Consider the following 17,792-nt stretch of genomic DNA (forward strand, 5'->3'; position numbering starts at 1 on the left):
ATCATTTGTGATGGCATAGTACACTGCTGAAAGTCCATTTCCCAAATCTTATATATTTCATGTACTTAGGTACAAAAAATAGGGTTTTTGAAATATTTTGTTTCAAATAATGCAGTTAAATTAGCAGTTATGTGCTTTTTTTTGAAAAATAGTGGAAAATTGGGATAATTCTTTAGTATTAGATTCAGATTCGAGCATAGAAAATGAACAATTTATCTTTCTCCTCATTTACGCTTAATGGCGTGGATGCTCAAAAATTTTTACAAGGTCAAGTGACGTTGCATGTTGAACGCCTTGAGGAAAATATCACGCGCTACACAGCAATTTGTGATTTAAAAGGTCGAATTCACTTTGGTTTATGGTTAACAAAGCTGAATCCTGAAAGCTTTGTCATTGTAACCACTCAAGATCAAGCTGAAGAATTTTCCAAACACATTAAAAAATTCGGTGCTTTTTCCAAAATGAAACTTGAAGAAGCTAGTCAGGTCTATCCTACGCTTCAAGGTGACACCACAACGTTCTCAGCAGAAGTAACAGATATTGCCGCTTGGCAAGTTCAGGCCATTCAACAGGGTCAAGCTTACATTGATCAAGCCATAGAACACGTGTTCCAACCCCAAGAACTCCGTTTACATCAACGTGAAGGCGTTCACTATGACAAGGGTTGTTACTTGGGTCAGGAAGTGATTGCACGTTTATGGTTTAAAGCTAAACCGAAAGCGTGGTTACATTTAATTCAGGGTACAGGTGCTGTACCTGCAGAAGCTGAACAACTCGATAAAAGTGTACAAGTCGTCAATAGTGCGCCTTTCCAAAACGGTTATATCGCTTTGGTGGTAGCACGTCCTGAAGCATTAGCAGAGTTAGACGTGACTGTTTTAGATTTGCCTGAGTATTTAAATGGTGATGTGGCTAGACCACAGTAAAGTTCATTCTCAAATTACAAGCCAGAATATCAATCATTCTGGCTTTTTTATGCACTCCCTTAAAATGTCAGCAAAGTAAAAATAGACATAACAAATAATGTATTACTCTTTTCCTTTACGCTTTAACATTTTTATTTTTTTATTTGTGTGCTTAGTCTAATTGCCCCAACACTAAACTATGCTGGAATTGATGCTCGATTATTAGAGCAGCTTAAAAAAGAAAATGTGGAAGATACAACAAATACGCTGATTACATCTGAAATCATTGAACTTATAGAGCAAAATGAACAGCTTTATCAAGAAAGTAATGTAGATTTTAAAATTCTAATGATTCCAAACACTAATGGTGAATCTATTGAGCAATATGCACTGGATGTTTTTAATACACTTAAAATTGGCAACGAAAAACTCGATAATGGTTTATTACTCTTAGTTGCAAAAGACGATCGTAAAATGCGCTTCGAAGTTGGTTATGGTTTAGAGGGTGACTTCACTGATATAGAGGCAGCACACCTAATTAGAAATACGTTAGCACCTAACTTTAAAAATCATAATTATTTTAGTGGATTTTCACATCTTCAAAGAAAACTTATAGCCAATTTATCCTTAGAAAATTCATCATCAAATAAAATTGAATTTGAGCCCTTAGTCGATTCGAAAACAGAAAACAATATAATCAATGTGGGTAAACCTTCTAAATTCGTGACTAATTACTGGATTTTTGCGCTATGGAATTTTTTAGTGTGTGCTATGTTAATCATTTATTTATCACCTATTTATGACTATCTATTAAGAGGTAAAGAATATTTTAAGGGTTATAAAAAACTTTTGATCGGTATTTTGCCCATCCATTTATTAATTTGTTGGTTTTTAACTGCATTAAATATTCTCGTTCTTTTCTTCAGTACGCTCTTACTGTTGGTGACATTATCGTATATTCACCATAAATATGACCTACACAGTAAGTGGAAAATTATTTCAATTAAAGAAAAAATTCTATTATTGGCTATTTGTTTTGCTTTCGCTGCGACTTTTGCAAAAAAGGTGGATAAGTTATCAATCGGATCTGTCTTTGTTGTATTTTTTTACTTAAGTGTGCCATTGTTCTTCTTGTGGCTTCTAACAATTTTGATTGTGAGACAAAATAAATCCCTCTATCCAAGGTTCTATGCTGACTGGTTTAAGAGTGAGGAATCCACGACTAATACCAATAACTCATCGGATTCATCAAGCTCTTCTTCAAGCCATAGTTCTTCATCTAGTACCAACTCATCTTCATCACGAGATTCAGGCGGTAGCTCAGGCGGTGGTGGTGCTTCTGGCTCATGGTAAATTTACATTTATTCAAAAAAACCTCCATTTAGGAGGTTTTTTATTAACTATTAGGCTGAGGATTTGGAACATATTTCCGGTAAATAATCAGGTTTAATATTACCAATACCGCACAACACCAGTACATAAATTCAAAGCTCCATTGTGCGATAACTAATCCCATCACAACTGAACCAATCGCTAGACCAATATCAAAACAAATAAAGAATGTTGATATTGCATGCCCCATCCGATGCTTATCTACGGTTTGAATGGTGAGCGTTTGCAAACAAGGAAATACTGAACCATATCCAATTCCAATAAAAATTGCAGATAACCACAACATCCATTGATCATTGACCAATGTTACGACCATAAGCCCAATCGCAAAAAATATAAAAGAAGGAACAATAACAGCACTCGGACCTTGACGGTCATAAATTTTACCGACCCAAGGTCTTACAATTAACATCGACGCCGCAAACAATATAAAAAATACACTGGTGTACGCCAGCAGTTGTTTGCTCTCACTATAAACCGTAATAAAACTGGTAATACTCGAGTAAGCAAAAGCTGTAAGTAAAGCAACACCACTTACAGCAAAAACTTTAGGCTCAAGAAAATCGTCTAGCTTAAAACCTTTTTTATTCATTTTATGTTGCTGAGGTATCTGATTCGCTGGAATATTTAATAGCCAGCTAAAAATTAGACCTAAACTGATGAGCACCGCGAGAGCACCGAATAAAATTTGGAAGCTATAAAATTGAATCATGGTAAGCGCAATTAACGGTCCAAATACCACACCTAGGTTAGTGGACATCACATAATAACCCATGCCTTCACCTTTACGATGCTCAGGAATGAAGTCATTCGCGACTGGAACAGCCACAGTGGTCAACACACTAAACCATATCCCATGTAAAAATCGTATAAGCAACAATGACCACATGTTATCAATGAATAAATAAGCAAATGCAAAGACCGCAAAAAACGTGCTCGATCCACGCATAGTGAGTCGCTTACCCATTTTTTGAATGATCATACCTGAAAATGGTCGTACTGCTATTGATGAGGCGAGAAAAAGCGTTAACGCTAATCCTGCTTCTTCAACTGATCCCGCTAAGTCCTTCACAATGTAAATCGGAAGGACAGCCAACATGGCAAAGTAGTAAATAAAAACAAATAAATTATTTAATACACACAAGATAAATGAACGATTCCAAAGTCGCTCGGTGGTTACACTCATGAAAATCTACTCTTGTCGCATTAATGTTTGGGCTTGAGGGCGTAATGGATCTAAACTCAGTTTGACCAATTGACGGATATAGTGCTCATCAGGCAAATGATTAAAGAAAATAATTTGGTAATGAATAGGACCATACAGTCGATCAAGTACCAAATCATAGTGATCATGTTCTATCAGCTCCCCCACCTCAATCGCCTGTTGGATCAGTTGATGCAGTTGAACTCGTTTAGGTAACAAATATTGCTTGAAGAATGTTGCAGCCAATTCACGATGATTCGCCATAACCACCAACATCGCACGTCCCACTGGATGATCTAAAGCCTTAGCCAAACGAAGCAATTGTTGATTAAGATTTTGTTCAAGGTCGAGTTCTGGCTCAAACTCAAAAATTGAGAGTGTGAGCTCCTTAAACGTGTCTAGAACCAATTCAGATTTATGTGACCACCATCGATAAATAGTCGACTTTCCCACCCCAGCACGTGAAGCTATGTCTTCTACTGTCAGTTGGAGATATTCCACTTCATTCAAAGCCTGTTTGACTGAAGCTAAAATACATGATCGGCGTCGTGCACTTTTGTCATCGACTGTCATGAAATCCTCACAAATAAAACGATACGTTTCGTATCGTTTTATAATAGAGTTTTTTTATTGATAAAGATATGAAAATAAGACCAAGGCGTTAGATGGAATAGATTTTAACTGTCAATCGATTGAGAGATGACTCATAAAAAACCTCCTATATCGCTAGGAGGTTTTTTTCTAAAAGCCATGAAATAATTTATTCATATCCTTCACCACATAATCTTTAAAATGAAATGCTCTCGCGTGTTTAGCATCAAACTTTACGGTTAAATCACCTTTTTGGAATACATACACTCGATTCTCCTGACTCACCAAATACTGCTCGCCAAGTTTCAATAAGAGCGCATCTATCTTTTGTTCATCTGGGATTGAATCATCTTGAAAAACTTTATCGTAATTACGTTTAATGCCTTTTATAAACATCGTTGAACACCTCATTGCACAATGCGTATTTAAGCAAAACCATCGAAGAACTACTAGTGGATTAAAATTTTGGTTAAATCCATATATTCAAGGCTGAACAACATAAATCCAGTGTCGTTTATATGCTTATACTGCAATACACACACTTTATTCACAAAGCGAAGCTAAATTTGAAGGATGTATACATATTCTATATTTACATTCACATAATTCGGACTATGATGAAATGGTGTAAAACTCTATTAACATCAAATAAATAGGGTTGCTTTTAAGATAGGTATAAAACAATTATGAAAAAAATATTATGTGGTGCTTTACTCGCTGTTGCCACCTCATTTAGCTTCGCTGCCGCACCAGTCGATCCTGCATTCAGCAAAGTACAGGAACTGATTCAAGCAAAGAATTACAATGCGGCCTACCAAGAACTTGAACGCTTATCAAAAGCAGGGAATCCTCAAGCGACTTATAACTTGGCATATCTCACTCAAGCTGGTCAAGGAACCAAACAAGACAACAAAAAAGCAGTACAACTTTATGAACAAGCTGGCACTGCAGGCTATCCTTTAGCCAATTATGTATTGGCGCAAAACTATGCCACTGGCGGCTTGGGGCTGACCAAAAATGAAAAAAAATCTCGTGAATACTTAGATAAAGCTGCAGCTCAAGGTTTTGAAGATGCGATTGTTGAATCTGCTGTTCTACTGTTCTCTGAAGGTAAAGAACAATCTGATAAGCTCGCTTTGCAAAAACTTGATCCTTTAATTAAGAAAGGAAGTTATCCAGCCATTCATGCTCGTGCTTTATACGATATTTCATTAGGCTTCAAAACCAAAACTGAAGCGCCTGTGAAAAAAGGTTTAGCGAGCATTCAAGATTTAGGTAAAAAAGGATACATCCCTGCGCTTATGGCCATTGGTAACATGTTCGTAAACGGAAATATCGTTCCGCAAAACCTACCTGAGGCAAAAAAAATATTTAGTGCTTTAGCAGATGAAAATATTCCTCAAGCCAAAGAAAATCTAGCGATCGTGAACAAACTGATTGCTGAGAATGCAAAAAAACCTGCAGCAAATACGAAAGCTAAATCATAAGCATTAATTTAAATTTTAAACCGCTGCTCAAATACAAAAACCCTATCACGAGATAGGGTTTTCTTATATGAAAAGGATATTTATGATTACATTTTAGGTTTTACTCAATTACCACCATAAAATAATTAATCCAGCAGTCACAATAAATCCAATGACTGTACTCATCAATAAAGGTGTAATTGCACGATCATTGAGCCCATATGCTTGTCCCAACATTCCAAATAATGCAGGTGTAGGTAAAGCTGCAATCAATGTCCCTACATACACGATATCCATTGGTGCTTGAGCAATAAATCGTAGAGTCAAATACATGAGTATTGGAAAAATAAAGTTGGACGATAGAACAATATAAAGACTCTGCTGATTGACATATTTTAGGGTTAAACCTGCGATGCTTCCGCCAATCACAAATAACGCCAAAGGAGATGCCGTCTGACCAATCATTAAGAAAACTTGATCTATATAATGCGGCAGTTTAACCTGAAAAACCGCGCACACAATTCCGATTACCACACCAATAAACAATGGATTTTTACATAGGATTATAAAGTTATTTTTTAATGTATTGAGTAGTGCTTGCTGATTTTGAGCTTGCAATCCCGCAATAAATAAAGCTGCTGGAACAAGAAAAACACTTTCGATAATTACGATTAAAGAAGTAAAGGCAAGCGCGATATGACCAATCAATAGACTTAAAATGGCCGTACCAAGTAGTCCAGTATTAGACATTGACGCTCCAATTGAGAGAATGGCAGCATCACTTAAATTGTTTTTAAAATGCTTTACCAAAATCCATAAAGCGATTGCAAATACAAAGGCAGTCACCACAATATAACTGTAGAAAAGTTCAGGTTGCCATATCGCATCAAGATCTTTTGATGAAAGCGCTTGTAAAAATAGAGCAGGTAAAGCGACTCGAATGACGAATGTACCAACAATAGAGACTTGTTCCTTGCTAAGTAAATTCAGTTTAACCGAGGCATATCCCGAAAAAAGCAGTAAAAAAATCGGAATAATGACCGATAAAACCATGACTTAGCATCCCTAGCTATTGTATGAGTTAGTCAAATTATCATACAACAGCCGTAATTACCCAGGATGACTTTTTAAGTATACCTTTATGCCTATTTTATCTATCAGCATATGGCTTAAATAATGATTTCACATCATGCGGTTGGCATCGTAAATATTGCGGACTAATTTCAACCTCTGCTTTTAATTGAGCAGCAGCATGCCATGGCCATCTTGGATTAAATAGTATTGCCCTTGCGAGCCCGATTGCATCAGCTTTGCCTTGTTGTAAGACATCTTCCGCCTGTTGAGGTTCAGTGATCAGCCCAACAGCAATCACTGGAATGTCTACGTGTTTCTTGATTGCTTCCGCAAATGGAACTTGGTAATTAGGACCAATCTGAATATTTTGATCGATATGTAATCCCCCTGATGATGCATGGATATAAACTGCACCAAGTTTTTCTAATGCCTTTGATAACCCAATTGAGTCATCAATATTCCATGCCTTTTCTTGCTCCATCCAGTCTGTTGCAGACAAACGAACACCGATTGGATAGTTGTCTGGAACAGCATTTTTGATCGCCTGAAAAACCTCTAAAGTTAGACGAATGCGATTCTCAAAACTTCCACCATATTCATCTGTTCTTCGATTAGATAAAGGGGACATAAATTGATGTAATAGATAACCATGAGCCGCGTGGACTTCGATGAGATCAAAACCTGCATCTACAGATCTGACTGCTGCAGTTGCAAAGTCATCGATAATTTTTTTGATTTCCTCGATACTTAATTCATGAGGAGCCTGATCATCTGGATTAAATGGTAAATCACTTGCAGATACCGTTTGCCAGCCATGTTCATGATTCGATGAGAATTGACCACGTCCCAACCATGGTTTATCAGTTGAAGCTTTACGTCCCGCGTGCGCTAACTGAATGGCGATTGGCGTTGGAGCAATCGATTTTACCTTATCAATCAATGCTTTTAATTGTGCACGTTGTAAATCATTCCACAACCCTAAATCTGCAAAACTGATACGACCTACAGCTTGTACCGCAGTTGCTTCAATAATATATAATCCAGCACCCGACAATGCATAACTCGCCCATTGTTGTTCATGCCAAAAACTATGCTCCCCTGCTTCATTCGCAGAATACTGACACATGGGAGCAATAATAATTCTATTTTTGAGTGATAAATTTCCGAATTGAATTGGCTCAAATAATTTTGCCACACTGAATCTCCCTGATTTTAAATTGATTTATTTGTAGCAGTGTACAACGCATTTACGCGATAAATCATCTAAGTTCATTTCATCATTGAATGCTTTAAAAAACATTTTAAAACTTAACCATGAAGGCACTAGATGGATTGTGTATCATATTCTGTTCAAGCGTAATATCTTGTAGTTCACTCGATGCTGCTTGCAATATCCTCATTTAACCCAATATTTTTCTACTCGCCCATTTAACAGAGTTTCCATGCCTGAATTACCTGAAGTTGAAACCACGAAAACCAGCTTGCTCCCTTTGCTGAATCAAAAAGTACTTTCTGTTCAAGTCAATAATTCAAGTCTGAGATGGCCTATACCAAATGATGTAAATCAATTGGTCGGTCAACGACTGATAGGGCTAACACGTCGATCCAAATATATTTTGGCACAATTTGAAAATGCGACCATGTTATGGCACTTGGGAATGTCAGGCAGCTTTCGTTTGAGTGATTCACGTGATGCATTGAGAAAGCATGATCATTTCATCATACAATTCGATGATATCCAATTACGCTACCACGATCCTCGTCGTTTTGGTTGCATTTTATGGCTAGATGATCATGCTCAATCCAAACTTTTAGATACGCTTGGACCTGAACCTTTAAGTGAATCTTTTAATACTGACTATCTAGAGCAGAAATTTAAAAATAAGAGTGTTGCAGTCAAAGTTGCAATTATGGATAACCACATTGTTGTGGGTGTTGGAAATATTTACGCAACTGAAAGTCTGTTTAATTTGGGCATTCATCCTGCACAACCCGCTTCTAGTCTTACACGGCCACAAATTGAAAAATTTGTCATTGAAATAAAACGAATCCTTAAACAAGCAATTGATTTAGGCGGATCTACTTTACGTGATTACACCAATGCCATGGGCGAAAATGGCTACTTTCAACAAACGCTATTGGCTTATGGGCGCGCTGGTGAAATGTGCATCAACTGTGAAACAACTTTAGAAAATATTAAACTCGGGCAACGTGCTTCTGTCTTTTGCCCTGAGTGTCAACCGCTTAAGCGACCTCAAGCCTCAAAGAATCCTGTATCAAAGGTAAAATCCAAATGAAATCAGCAATTGTTCGGCATATTTTAGTCAAAGATAAAGACCTGTGTATCCAACTTAAACAAAAGCTTAAAGACGGTGCTGATTTTGCTAAAATTGCTAAGCAACACTCAACTTGTCCCTCAGGAAAAAAAGGAGGGGAATTAGGTGAGGTTAAGAAAGGACAATTGGTTGGTCCTATCGATAAGGCAGTTTTTAGTTTGGCTGAACGTGAATTACATGGACCAATTAAGAGTCAATTCGGCTGGCATTTACTCGAAATTAAATTTCGTATGGATTTTTAAACTTCTTGGATTTTCCTCTCCTTTTAGGAGATGAGAACCATCGCTTCGCAAGGGAGAGCTAAGAATCAATACCTCCCAGCCTCCCTTTGACAAAGGGGGATTTAAAAAAAATGATGAGATATAAAAAACGGCGCATTTAGCGCCGTTTTCATTGTAAAAGCATTAACCTTTACGTTTTAATTCGTCACGAATTTCACGAAGTAATTCGATATCTTCTGGAGTAGCTTCAGGTGCTGGAGCTTCCTCCTCTTGCTTACGACGCATTTTATTCATCAATTTCACTAACCAGAATACCACCCATGCAAGCAGGATAAAGTTGATGAGAATCGTCAAGAAATTACCGTAAGCCAAAACATTTAAACCCGCTTCTTGAGCGGCAGCAAGCGTTGTAAGGTTATTTGGATTATCGCCCAATACAACAAACCAGTTTGAATAATCTACATCACCGCCTAAGATCCAACTGATAATTGGCATGATGACATCTTTCACCATTGAATCAATGATTTTACCAAACGCCCCACCAATGATCACACCGACCGCCAGATCCATTACATTGCCTTTCACGGCAAATTCTTTAAACTCTTTAATAATGCTCATTTTTTCTCCAAAATTTTTCTATGCATTAATGTGACATAATATACATTATTCTTAATGATATTTCCGTCCAAACTCGTTGGTTTTCCACCAAAATCATAAGTATCTCTGTTTAAATAAACAAGATCTTGTCCAGATCAACTACAACAATTCAACAACTTTTATTTCATCTCTTAAATGCTGTAATCAAGATATAAAAAAACCGCTCTTTTGAGCGGTTTTTTATTTAAATCAATTAAGATTTATTACGTTTACGTTCGTTTTCAGTCAACCAACGCTTACGAATACGAATTGATTTAGGTGTAACTTCAACAAGCTCATCATCTTGAATAAATTCAAGTGCTTGTTCTAACGTATACTCAATCGCAGGAACAAGTGTTAATGCATCATCAGTACCTGATGCACGAACGTTTGTTAATTGTTTCGCTTTAGTTGGGTTTACAACCATATCGTCAGAACGAGAGTTAATACCAATGATCATACCTTCGTAAACTTCTAACTGAGGTTTAGCGAATAGACGACCACGGTCTTGTAAACTGAACAATGCATAGCCCAAGCATGTACCTTGAACCATAGAAATCAACACACCGTTTTGACGTTTTGCAACAGAACCTTGTTTCATTGGTCCATAGTGCGAGAAACTTGAGGTCATGATACCAGTACCTGAAGTCATGGTCATGAATTCTGAACGGAAACCAATCAAGCCACGTGAAGGTACAGTTGCTTCAATACGAATACGACCTTTACCGTCGACTTCCATATTGGTCATTTCACCTTTACGGTTACCCATTTGTTCCATCACAGCACCTTGATGCTGTTCTTCTACGTCAAATGTTACGTTTTCGTATGGCTCTTGCATTTCGCCGTCAATCTCTTTCAAGATTACTTGCGGACGAGATACACCCATCTCGAAGCCTTCACGACGCATGTTTTCGATCAATACCGAAAGGTGAAGTTCACCACGGCCCGACACTTTAAAACGGTCAGGACTGTCAGTATCTTCTACACGAAGTGCTACGTTGTGAATCAATTCGCGGTCAAGACGTTCACGGATGTTACGTGAGGTCACAAACTTACCTTCTTTACCGGCGAATGGTGAGTTGTTAACTTGGAATGTCATCGATACTGTAGGCTCATCTACAGAAAGCGGTGGCAATGCTTCAACATGTTTAGGATCACAAATCGTGTCAGAGATATGAAGTTCGTCCATACCTGTTACACATACGATGTCACCTGCAGAAGCAGATTCAACGTCGATACGCTCTAAACCATGGTAACCCATGATTTTTAAGATACGACCGTTACGTGTTTTACCATCTTTGTCGATTACCGTTACAGGTGTGTTCAATTTCACTGAACCACGTTGGATACGACCAACACCAATAACACCAACGAAGCTGTTATAGTCAAGTGAAGACACTTGCATTTGGAATGGACCATCAACATCCACTGCTGGCGGCTCAACGATGTCTACGATTGTTTGGAACAACGGAGTCATGTCTTCAGCCAGTTCTTCTGGTGAAGGACCTGCTACACCACGAAGACCAGAAGCATAAACCACAGGGAAGTCTAACTGTTCGTCAGTACCACCAAGGTTATCGAATAAATCGAATACTTGATCGATTACCCAGTCAGGACGCGCATTAGGCTTGTCAACTTTGTTGATAATTACGATTGGTTTCAAACCACGTGCGAACGCTTTTTGCGTTACGAAACGAGTTTGTGGCATTGGACCTTCTTGTGAGTCTACCAAAAGAAGTACACAGTCAACCATCGACATTACACGTTCAACTTCACCACCGAAGTCGGCGTGTCCCGGGGTATCCACGATGTTGATACGGTATTCAGTATCAGTACGTTTATCTAACCATTTGATTGCAGTATTTTTTGCAAGAATGGTAATACCACGTTCACTTTCAATAGCGCCTGAATCCATGACACGCTCGATCTCACCCGCGCGTTCACCCAAAGCACCTGATTGTTGTAAAAGTTTGTCGACAAGAGTCGTTTTACCATGGTCGACGTGTGCGATGATGGCAATATTACGGAGAGTTTTAATATCTGACATGTAAATTCGATACGCTTTAAATTTGAGGGCAAATTATACAGAAAAATCCTAAACTTTTATAGTGACTGTTTCTTTACAATTTCATTTTTTTTTGACGAATGGTTATGTTTCGGTTTTGTAAACCCATGTAACTCGATTAGAATGTCGGCACTTTCGCTTAATCTAGATGGTATAGACCATGTCTGCTCCCGACCAATCTCAAGAACCGAAACTCGATCTTGTTTATGGTTTAGACGATAAACCAAAACCGTTCATCGCTTTTCTTGCTGCCATTCAGCATTTACTTGCCATTATTGTTCCGATTGTTACTCCTGGTCTATTGATCTGTTTGGCTTTAGGTGTTTCTAAAGAAGATACAAACATGATCCTCTCCATGTCATTGGTGATTTCAGGTATTGCGACATTCTTACAAAGTAAAAAGGTTGGTCCTTTCGGTGCAGGCTTACTGATTGTTCAAGGTACAAGTTTTAACTTTATCGGTCCTATTATTGGGATTGGCTCAGCAATGGTTGCCGCAGGAACTCCAGTTGAAACTGTTATGGGTTCAATTTTTGGTGTCGTGATTGCAGGCTCATTCATTGAAATGGGCGTTTCACGCATATTACCATGGGTGAAAAAACTCATTACTCCACTTGTGACTGGTATTGTTGTACTTCTCATTGGCTTAACCTTGATTAAAGAAGGTTTAATCTCAATGGGTGGTGGTTACCAAGCGATGGGGAATAATACTTTTGCCAATACAGACAATCTCATTATGTCTTGTACTGTTTTGGCATTAATCATTCTCTTAAACCGCTTAAATGTTACATGGGTCAAGAGTAGTGCGATATTAATTGCACTGATCGTAGGTTATGCGTTAGCAGGCTTCATGGGCCATTTAGATTTTTCTGGCTTAGAAAATGCACCTTTGGTTCAAATCCCTACACCAATGCACTTTGGCTTAGACTTCTCTTGGAGTTTATTTATACCAATGGCATTTATTTATCTGGTTACTTCATTAGAAGCGATTGGTGATATCACCGCGACCTCTAAATTGTCTAATCAGCCTGTTGATGGTCCGAAATGGATGGAGCGTATTAAAGGTGGTGTACTCGTCAACGGTGCAAACTCCTTACTCGCAGGCTTATTTAATACTTTCCCGAGTTCTGTTTTTGCTCAAAACAACGGAGTAATCCAATTAACTGGTGTTGCTAGTCGCCATGTGGGTATATGGATCGCCGCTCTATTAGTTATTTTGGGTTTACTACCAGCAGTGGCTGCCATCATCCAAGCTGTTCCTCAAGCTGTACTGGGGGGCGCTGTCATGGTGATGTTTGGGGCTGTTGCAGCATCAGGGATTAATATCCTTTCTGGTATTCAGCTTGACCGCCGTGCATTGCTTATTATTGCAATTTCACTTGCTCTTGGTTTAGGTGTTGCTCAAGTTCCACAGATTCTTGAACATATGCCTGAACTCATTCGTAATATATTTAGCTCTGGTGTAGCAACTGGCGGCATTGCAGCCTTGATCTTGAACTTCGTTCTACCTGAAGCAAAGAAATAATTTAGATTGAATCAAAGACTGCCCAGCATTGTCTGGGCTCTTTTATTCTGTGGAGAAATATATGGTTCCTCAAAGTGAAGTTGTTATTCGTCAACATAACTTTCTGAAAGGTCGAATATTATTAGTCAATGCACCAACTGATGACTTAACTACTCAGCTCGATAAAAACATTCAGGCTTCAGTATGGACATGGAACTATAACGACTTTCTATTTTTCCAAAATCAAAATATTCCTGTTAATTTTGGGACGGATATCCCTGAAGCAGAATATGATCAAGTCATTATTTTTGTACCTAAAGCCAAAGAACTTTTGAATTACTTACTACACAGTGTGGTACTAAAACTCGGTCTTGGTGCATCAATTTTTCTTGTAGGTGAAAAGAAAGGTGGCGTTGAACGAGCAGCAAAACAACTCGCTCCATTTGGCAAATGTGTCAAACTAGACAGCGCTCGTCATTGTCAAATGTGGCAATTAATTATCGATCAGACTCCTACGCCTCGAGCTTTAGAAAATTGGGCTCAACAATATACAATTCAAACACCGAATGGCGAATTACAGATTTATGCTTTACCTGGTGTATTTAGTCAAAATAAACTTGATATTGGTACAGCTGTATTTCTCCCCTACCTCAATCGAGTGAGTTCAGGTAAAATCGCTGACTTCGGTTGTGGTGCTGGCATTATCAGTGCATATTTAGCCAAATTGAATCCCAAAAATCGTATTTTTGCGCTTGATGTGGATGCTTTTGCGCTCGCCTCCACCCGCCTAACATTTGAAAAAAATAATTTGTCACCAGAACAGCTCGAAATCAAAGCTGTGACTGGCATTGAAGATGCGCCACTATTTTTACATGCCATCGTCAGTAACCCTCCTTTCCATCAGGGTATATACACTGATTACAATGCGAGTGAGAATCTTTGTAAGACATCACGTCGCCATCTAAAATCTGGTGGTGAACTTTGGATCGTGGCAAATCGTTTTTTAAACTACCCAACTCTCATTGAGCAAAATTTTGGTCAATGTGAAACTTTGACTGATCAACAAGGCTTTAAAGTACTGTTTGCAAGTACTCAAAAGAAATCATAAGGAACTTTCGATGAGCGAAACCGGTCAACTTAAGCGAAAGCTTGGAGCACGCCATCTTAATATGATCGCCATTGGTGGTTCTATCGGTACAGGACTATTCCTAGCTTCGGGTGCAACAATTGCCAATGCTGGCCCTGGTGGTGCATTACTTGCCTATTGTTTAATTGGCGTAATGATTTACTTCCTCATGACCAGCTTAGGCGAACTCGCAACACATAATCCAACATCAGGTGCTTTCTTCACCTATGGCACCAAATATGTCGAAGGTGGATTTGGATTCGCACTAGGCTGGAACTATTGGTACAACTGGGCGATAACCGTCGCATTTGAACTTGTTGCAGTTCAATTCATCATGAAATTTTGGTTTCCTGATATCCCAGGTTTCTATTGGAGTGCCATTTTCCTTGCTATCGTTTTTGGTATTAATGCCTTAACAGTCAAAGGTTTTGGTGAGTCTGAGTTCTTTTTCTCACTCATTAAAGTTCTTGCCATCATTGCATTTATCATCATTGGAATTTTCATGATTGCCAAAATCATGATGACACCCAATGTTACAACTTTCGCAAATTGGTCAAAGGGAGAAGCGCCATTTGTAGGTGGTTTGTCGGCATTAATTGGTGTTGCGATGATCGCAGGATTCTCATTTCAAGGTACTGAAATGGTTGGTGTTGCCGCTGGTGAGTCGAAAGATCCGAAGAAAACCATTCCTATTGCGATTAAACAGATCTTCTGGCGTATTCTCTTATTCTATATCGTATGTATTTTTATTATCGGTACATTGATTGCGTATGATGATCCTCGTCTAATGCAAGCTGCTTCAGATGAGAATATTGCATTATCACCTTTTACTTTACTCTATGAACAAGCAGGCTTTGCTTTCGCTGCAAGTGTCATGAATGCGGTCATTCTTACGGCTATCCTTTCTGCCGGAAATTCAGGAATGTACTCTTCCACACGAATGCTGTTTGATATGGCAAAAAATGGAAGTGCACCCAAAGTTTTCTCCAAACTTGATGGTCGCGGTGTACCAATGAATGCACTTTATGCTACGACAGCAATCGCAGCACTATGCTTCTTGACGACATTTATTGGTGAAGAGGAAGTATTTAATTGGCTTCTGAATATGTCTGGTATGTGTGGCTTTATCGTATGGCTCGGTATCGCAATCTCTCATTACCGATTCAGGAAAGGCTATTTGGCTCAAGGATATAAGTTAGAAGATTTAGCATATCGTGCAAAATTTTTCCCTTTTGCACCGTGGTTCGCTTTTATTTTGTGTGCAATCGTTGTGTTAGGTCAAAATTATCAAGCCGTACTTGATGGGGAGTGGATCGCAGTAGTCTCCACATATATTGGGATCTTCTTATTCTTAGCAATATGGCTAGTTTATAAGTTCAAGTACAAAACCAAGTTGATTCAATATCAAGATATGGATGTAAAACCAATTCAAGTCGATCAAGACTAATAAAATAAAAAAACAGCTCAAATTGAGCTGTTTTTTTATTGTTAGATTATGATCTTATTGTATTTTTAAGGTTAAATTCACTCGACGATTCAATGCTCGACCCTCTTCTGTCGTGTTATCCGCAATTGGCTGATTTGGGCCATAGCCTTGTGTCGAAATCTGTTTAGGATCAACATTATATTGCATCACCAATTCATTACGCACAGCATTTGCTCGCTCAAGAGATACTTTTTGATTCGCTGATACTGACCCTCGATTATCTGTATGTCCATCCACTTGAAGTATAAAACTTTTATTCTGCGCCAATACTTTTGAAGCTACTGTTAAATAAGGTTGATATCGAACATCAATTTGACGGGAATTGTGATTAAAGTAGAGCGGTAAACCTTGTTTTAATTCATTTAATATCTTTTGATCCAAGTCTTGTACACCAGTAGTTGATTGCATCTTTGTCGTTGTGCAAGCCGTCAAAGTTAAAGCAATGCATAAGCTTGCTATTAAACTATATTTCATCTTTATTCTCATTGTGTTGTTCATTATATTTTGTGAAATATATCACATTATTTAAAAAAGAGTTAAAAAAAACAGCTCCGAAGAGCTGTTCTTAATAATCAATTAAAGATTATTGTGCTGCTTGAGGTTGAGCAACTACTGTACGGCTACCAGAAATCGTAGCGAATACACGACGGTTCATCGCACGACCTTCTTTAGTTGCGTTGTCAGCAATTGGTTGATCCCAAGCGAAACCTTGAGTCGCTAAACGAGAAGCGTCAATGTTGTATTCGCTTACAAGAGCAGATTTCACAGAGTTAGCACGAGCTAAAGATAAACGTTCGTTCAACGCACGTGGACCAGTATTATCAGTGTGACCTTCAATACGAGCAGTTGCATTTGGATATTCGTTTAATTTTTCAGCTACTTTAGCAATTTCAGGCTTGTACTGATCTTTGATGTTAGACTTGTTCGTATCGAAGAATACGCGAAGTTCCATGTTAAGATCTTCAGTCAACTCTTGTGGAGCTGGTTGAACTGGAGCTGGAGCTGGTTGAACTGGAGCAACTTCTACTACTTCAGCAGCAGGCTTCAAGTGACCGCCTAAAACTACGTTAAGACCAGCAAGTGCTGTGTAGTTCCAGAAATCTTCGTCGATGTTATAAGTTGCACGAGCTTCTGTACGAAGAGATAGAGCATCATTTAAGCGCCAGAAAGCACCTACACCTGCATTACCTAAAGTACCTTCGTCATCTTTAAGATTTACACCATCGTATTCATATTTGTAGTGACCAGCACCCAAAAGAACGTATGGCTTAATTTTGCTGTCATAGTTCTTAGTGATTAAATCAGAAGTAACATAGAAGTTACCATTGATTTGAGTTTGCTTGTACTCGCCAACATCATTACCAGTAATTGTGCCTTCGATATCACCTTTTACTTGGTTATATTCAGCTTCAAAACCCAACCATGGAGTAAGTTCAATACCTAACGCAGCACCAACGAATAAATCGTCTTGTAATTCGATAATGCTGTCAGATAAGTGATCAGCAGCACCGTTGTTGTGTTGAGTGTCTTGGAATGTGTAACCCACTAATAGTGGAGTAACAGTTACACCAGCATTAGCAGCAGCGAATGGAGCAGCAACAAGCATAGCAAGTGCGATACGACTCAATTTCATGGATATCCTCCAGAGATAACAATTGTTTTTCAAGCTCAGCCTAAAATAATTATGGCTTCCTGAGATAGGCTTTTTTATACCCCAGTATTTTTTTTAAGCTACTCATGTTGAATCATACAAACACTTAAAGTGAATTCCAAGTGTTTGATTACT

17 protein-coding genes are annotated in these 17,792 nt (G+C 38.4%); 8 read left to right on the plus strand and 9 right to left on the minus strand.

Features of this window, described 5'->3' with window-relative positions; translation table 11 throughout:
* Nucleotides 1-203 precede the first annotated feature (203 nt).
* Both ygfZ and AC1M9J_RS10460 read left to right on the plus strand, forming a co-directional pair.
* Complete coding sequence (gene ygfZ / locus AC1M9J_RS10455) at nucleotides 204-926, plus strand: CAF17-like 4Fe-4S cluster assembly/insertion protein YgfZ (protein WP_481952280.1); 723 nt, start codon at nucleotides 204-206, stop codon at nucleotides 924-926.
* Nucleotides 927-1,073: 147 nt separating this feature from the next.
* On the plus strand, nucleotides 1,074-2,258 hold the full coding sequence (locus AC1M9J_RS10460) for a TPM domain-containing protein (protein WP_481952281.1): 1,185 nt from the start codon (nucleotides 1,074-1,076) through the stop codon (nucleotides 2,256-2,258).
* 43 nt (nucleotides 2,259-2,301) lie between these two features.
* Here AC1M9J_RS10460 and AC1M9J_RS10465 read toward each other — a convergent pair whose 3' ends face one another.
* The 3 genes from AC1M9J_RS10465 to AC1M9J_RS10475 all read right to left on the minus strand — a co-directional run bounded on the left by AC1M9J_RS10465 (nucleotide 2,302) and on the right by AC1M9J_RS10475 (nucleotide 4,488).
* Complete coding sequence (locus tag AC1M9J_RS10465; protein ID WP_481952282.1) at nucleotides 2,302-3,483, minus strand: MFS transporter; 1,182 nt, start codon at nucleotides 3,481-3,483, stop codon at nucleotides 2,302-2,304.
* 6 nt (nucleotides 3,484-3,489) lie between these two features.
* A complete protein-coding gene (locus AC1M9J_RS10470) occupies nucleotides 3,490-4,074 on the minus strand; it encodes a TetR/AcrR family transcriptional regulator (protein WP_481952283.1) in 585 nt (194 codons plus the stop codon).
* A gap of 168 nt (nucleotides 4,075-4,242) precedes the next feature.
* Nucleotides 4,243-4,488 carry a hypothetical protein gene (locus AC1M9J_RS10475; protein ID WP_092767507.1) on the minus strand — a complete coding sequence of 82 codons (246 nt, stop codon included), beginning with the start codon at nucleotides 4,486-4,488 and terminating at the stop codon, nucleotides 4,243-4,245.
* A 290-nt stretch (nucleotides 4,489-4,778) separates the two neighbouring features.
* Between AC1M9J_RS10475 and AC1M9J_RS10480 the strand changes: the two genes are divergently transcribed.
* The gene (locus AC1M9J_RS10480; RefSeq protein ID WP_092767509.1) at nucleotides 4,779-5,579 is read left to right on the plus strand and encodes a tetratricopeptide repeat protein; all 801 of its coding nucleotides are present in this window, start codon (nucleotides 4,779-4,781) and stop codon (nucleotides 5,577-5,579) included.
* Between the two features lie 108 nt (nucleotides 5,580-5,687).
* Here AC1M9J_RS10480 and AC1M9J_RS10485 read toward each other — a convergent pair whose 3' ends face one another.
* Both AC1M9J_RS10485 and AC1M9J_RS10490 read right to left on the minus strand, forming a co-directional pair.
* A complete protein-coding gene (locus tag AC1M9J_RS10485; protein WP_481591724.1) occupies nucleotides 5,688-6,611 on the minus strand; it encodes an AEC family transporter in 924 nt (307 codons plus the stop codon).
* 97 nt (nucleotides 6,612-6,708) lie between these two features.
* A complete protein-coding gene (locus tag AC1M9J_RS10490; protein WP_092767514.1) occupies nucleotides 6,709-7,827 on the minus strand; it encodes an NADH:flavin oxidoreductase/NADH oxidase in 1,119 nt (372 codons plus the stop codon).
* Nucleotides 7,828-8,074: 247 nt separating this feature from the next.
* Between AC1M9J_RS10490 and mutM the strand changes: the two genes are divergently transcribed.
* Nucleotides 8,075-8,929 carry a bifunctional DNA-formamidopyrimidine glycosylase/DNA-(apurinic or apyrimidinic site) lyase gene (gene mutM, locus AC1M9J_RS10495; protein WP_481952284.1) on the plus strand — a complete coding sequence of 285 codons (855 nt, stop codon included), beginning with the start codon at nucleotides 8,075-8,077 and terminating at the stop codon, nucleotides 8,927-8,929.
* Nucleotides 8,926-9,210, plus strand: a complete 285-nt coding sequence (locus tag AC1M9J_RS10500) for a peptidylprolyl isomerase (protein WP_180028291.1) — start codon at nucleotides 8,926-8,928, stop codon at nucleotides 9,208-9,210. The genes mutM and AC1M9J_RS10500 overlap by 4 nt, the downstream gene beginning before the upstream one ends.
* A gap of 162 nt (nucleotides 9,211-9,372) precedes the next feature.
* On the opposite strand, the gene mscL is transcribed toward AC1M9J_RS10500, so the two are convergent.
* The gene (gene mscL, locus AC1M9J_RS10505; protein ID WP_035270698.1) at nucleotides 9,373-9,807 is read right to left on the minus strand and encodes a large conductance mechanosensitive channel protein MscL; all 435 of its coding nucleotides are present in this window, start codon (nucleotides 9,805-9,807) and stop codon (nucleotides 9,373-9,375) included.
* Nucleotides 9,808-10,039: 232 nt separating this feature from the next.
* On the minus strand, nucleotides 10,040-11,872 hold the full coding sequence (typA, locus tag AC1M9J_RS10510) for a translational GTPase TypA (RefSeq protein WP_035270590.1): 1,833 nt from the start codon (nucleotides 11,870-11,872) through the stop codon (nucleotides 10,040-10,042).
* A gap of 178 nt (nucleotides 11,873-12,050) precedes the next feature.
* Here typA and AC1M9J_RS10515 point away from each other — a divergent pair, with 178 nt between their 5' ends.
* The 3 genes from AC1M9J_RS10515 (at nucleotide 12,051) to AC1M9J_RS10525 (ending at nucleotide 15,967) form a co-directional block, all read left to right on the plus strand.
* Complete coding sequence (locus AC1M9J_RS10515) at nucleotides 12,051-13,415, plus strand: uracil-xanthine permease family protein (protein ID WP_035270592.1); 1,365 nt, start codon at nucleotides 12,051-12,053, stop codon at nucleotides 13,413-13,415.
* Nucleotides 13,416-13,476: 61 nt separating this feature from the next.
* Nucleotides 13,477-14,502 carry a methyltransferase gene (locus tag AC1M9J_RS10520; protein WP_481952285.1) on the plus strand — a complete coding sequence of 342 codons (1,026 nt, stop codon included), beginning with the start codon at nucleotides 13,477-13,479 and terminating at the stop codon, nucleotides 14,500-14,502.
* A gap of 10 nt (nucleotides 14,503-14,512) precedes the next feature.
* Nucleotides 14,513-15,967, plus strand: coding sequence for an amino acid permease (locus AC1M9J_RS10525; protein WP_481596051.1), 1,455 nt, complete (start codon nucleotides 14,513-14,515; stop codon nucleotides 15,965-15,967).
* Nucleotides 15,968-16,021: 54 nt separating this feature from the next.
* Here the strand turns inward: AC1M9J_RS10525 and AC1M9J_RS10530 are convergent, their stop codons facing one another.
* Both AC1M9J_RS10530 and omp38 read right to left on the minus strand, forming a co-directional pair.
* The gene (locus tag AC1M9J_RS10530) at nucleotides 16,022-16,480 is read right to left on the minus strand and encodes an OmpA family protein (protein ID WP_481593554.1); all 459 of its coding nucleotides are present in this window, start codon (nucleotides 16,478-16,480) and stop codon (nucleotides 16,022-16,024) included.
* Nucleotides 16,481-16,589: 109 nt separating this feature from the next.
* Nucleotides 16,590-17,639 carry an outer membrane protein Omp38 gene (gene omp38 / locus AC1M9J_RS10535; RefSeq protein ID WP_481596050.1) on the minus strand — a complete coding sequence of 350 codons (1,050 nt, stop codon included), beginning with the start codon at nucleotides 17,637-17,639 and terminating at the stop codon, nucleotides 16,590-16,592.
* Nucleotides 17,640-17,792: the final 153 nt, after the last annotated feature.

Source organism: Acinetobacter sp. ANC_7588, from assembly GCF_056783995.1.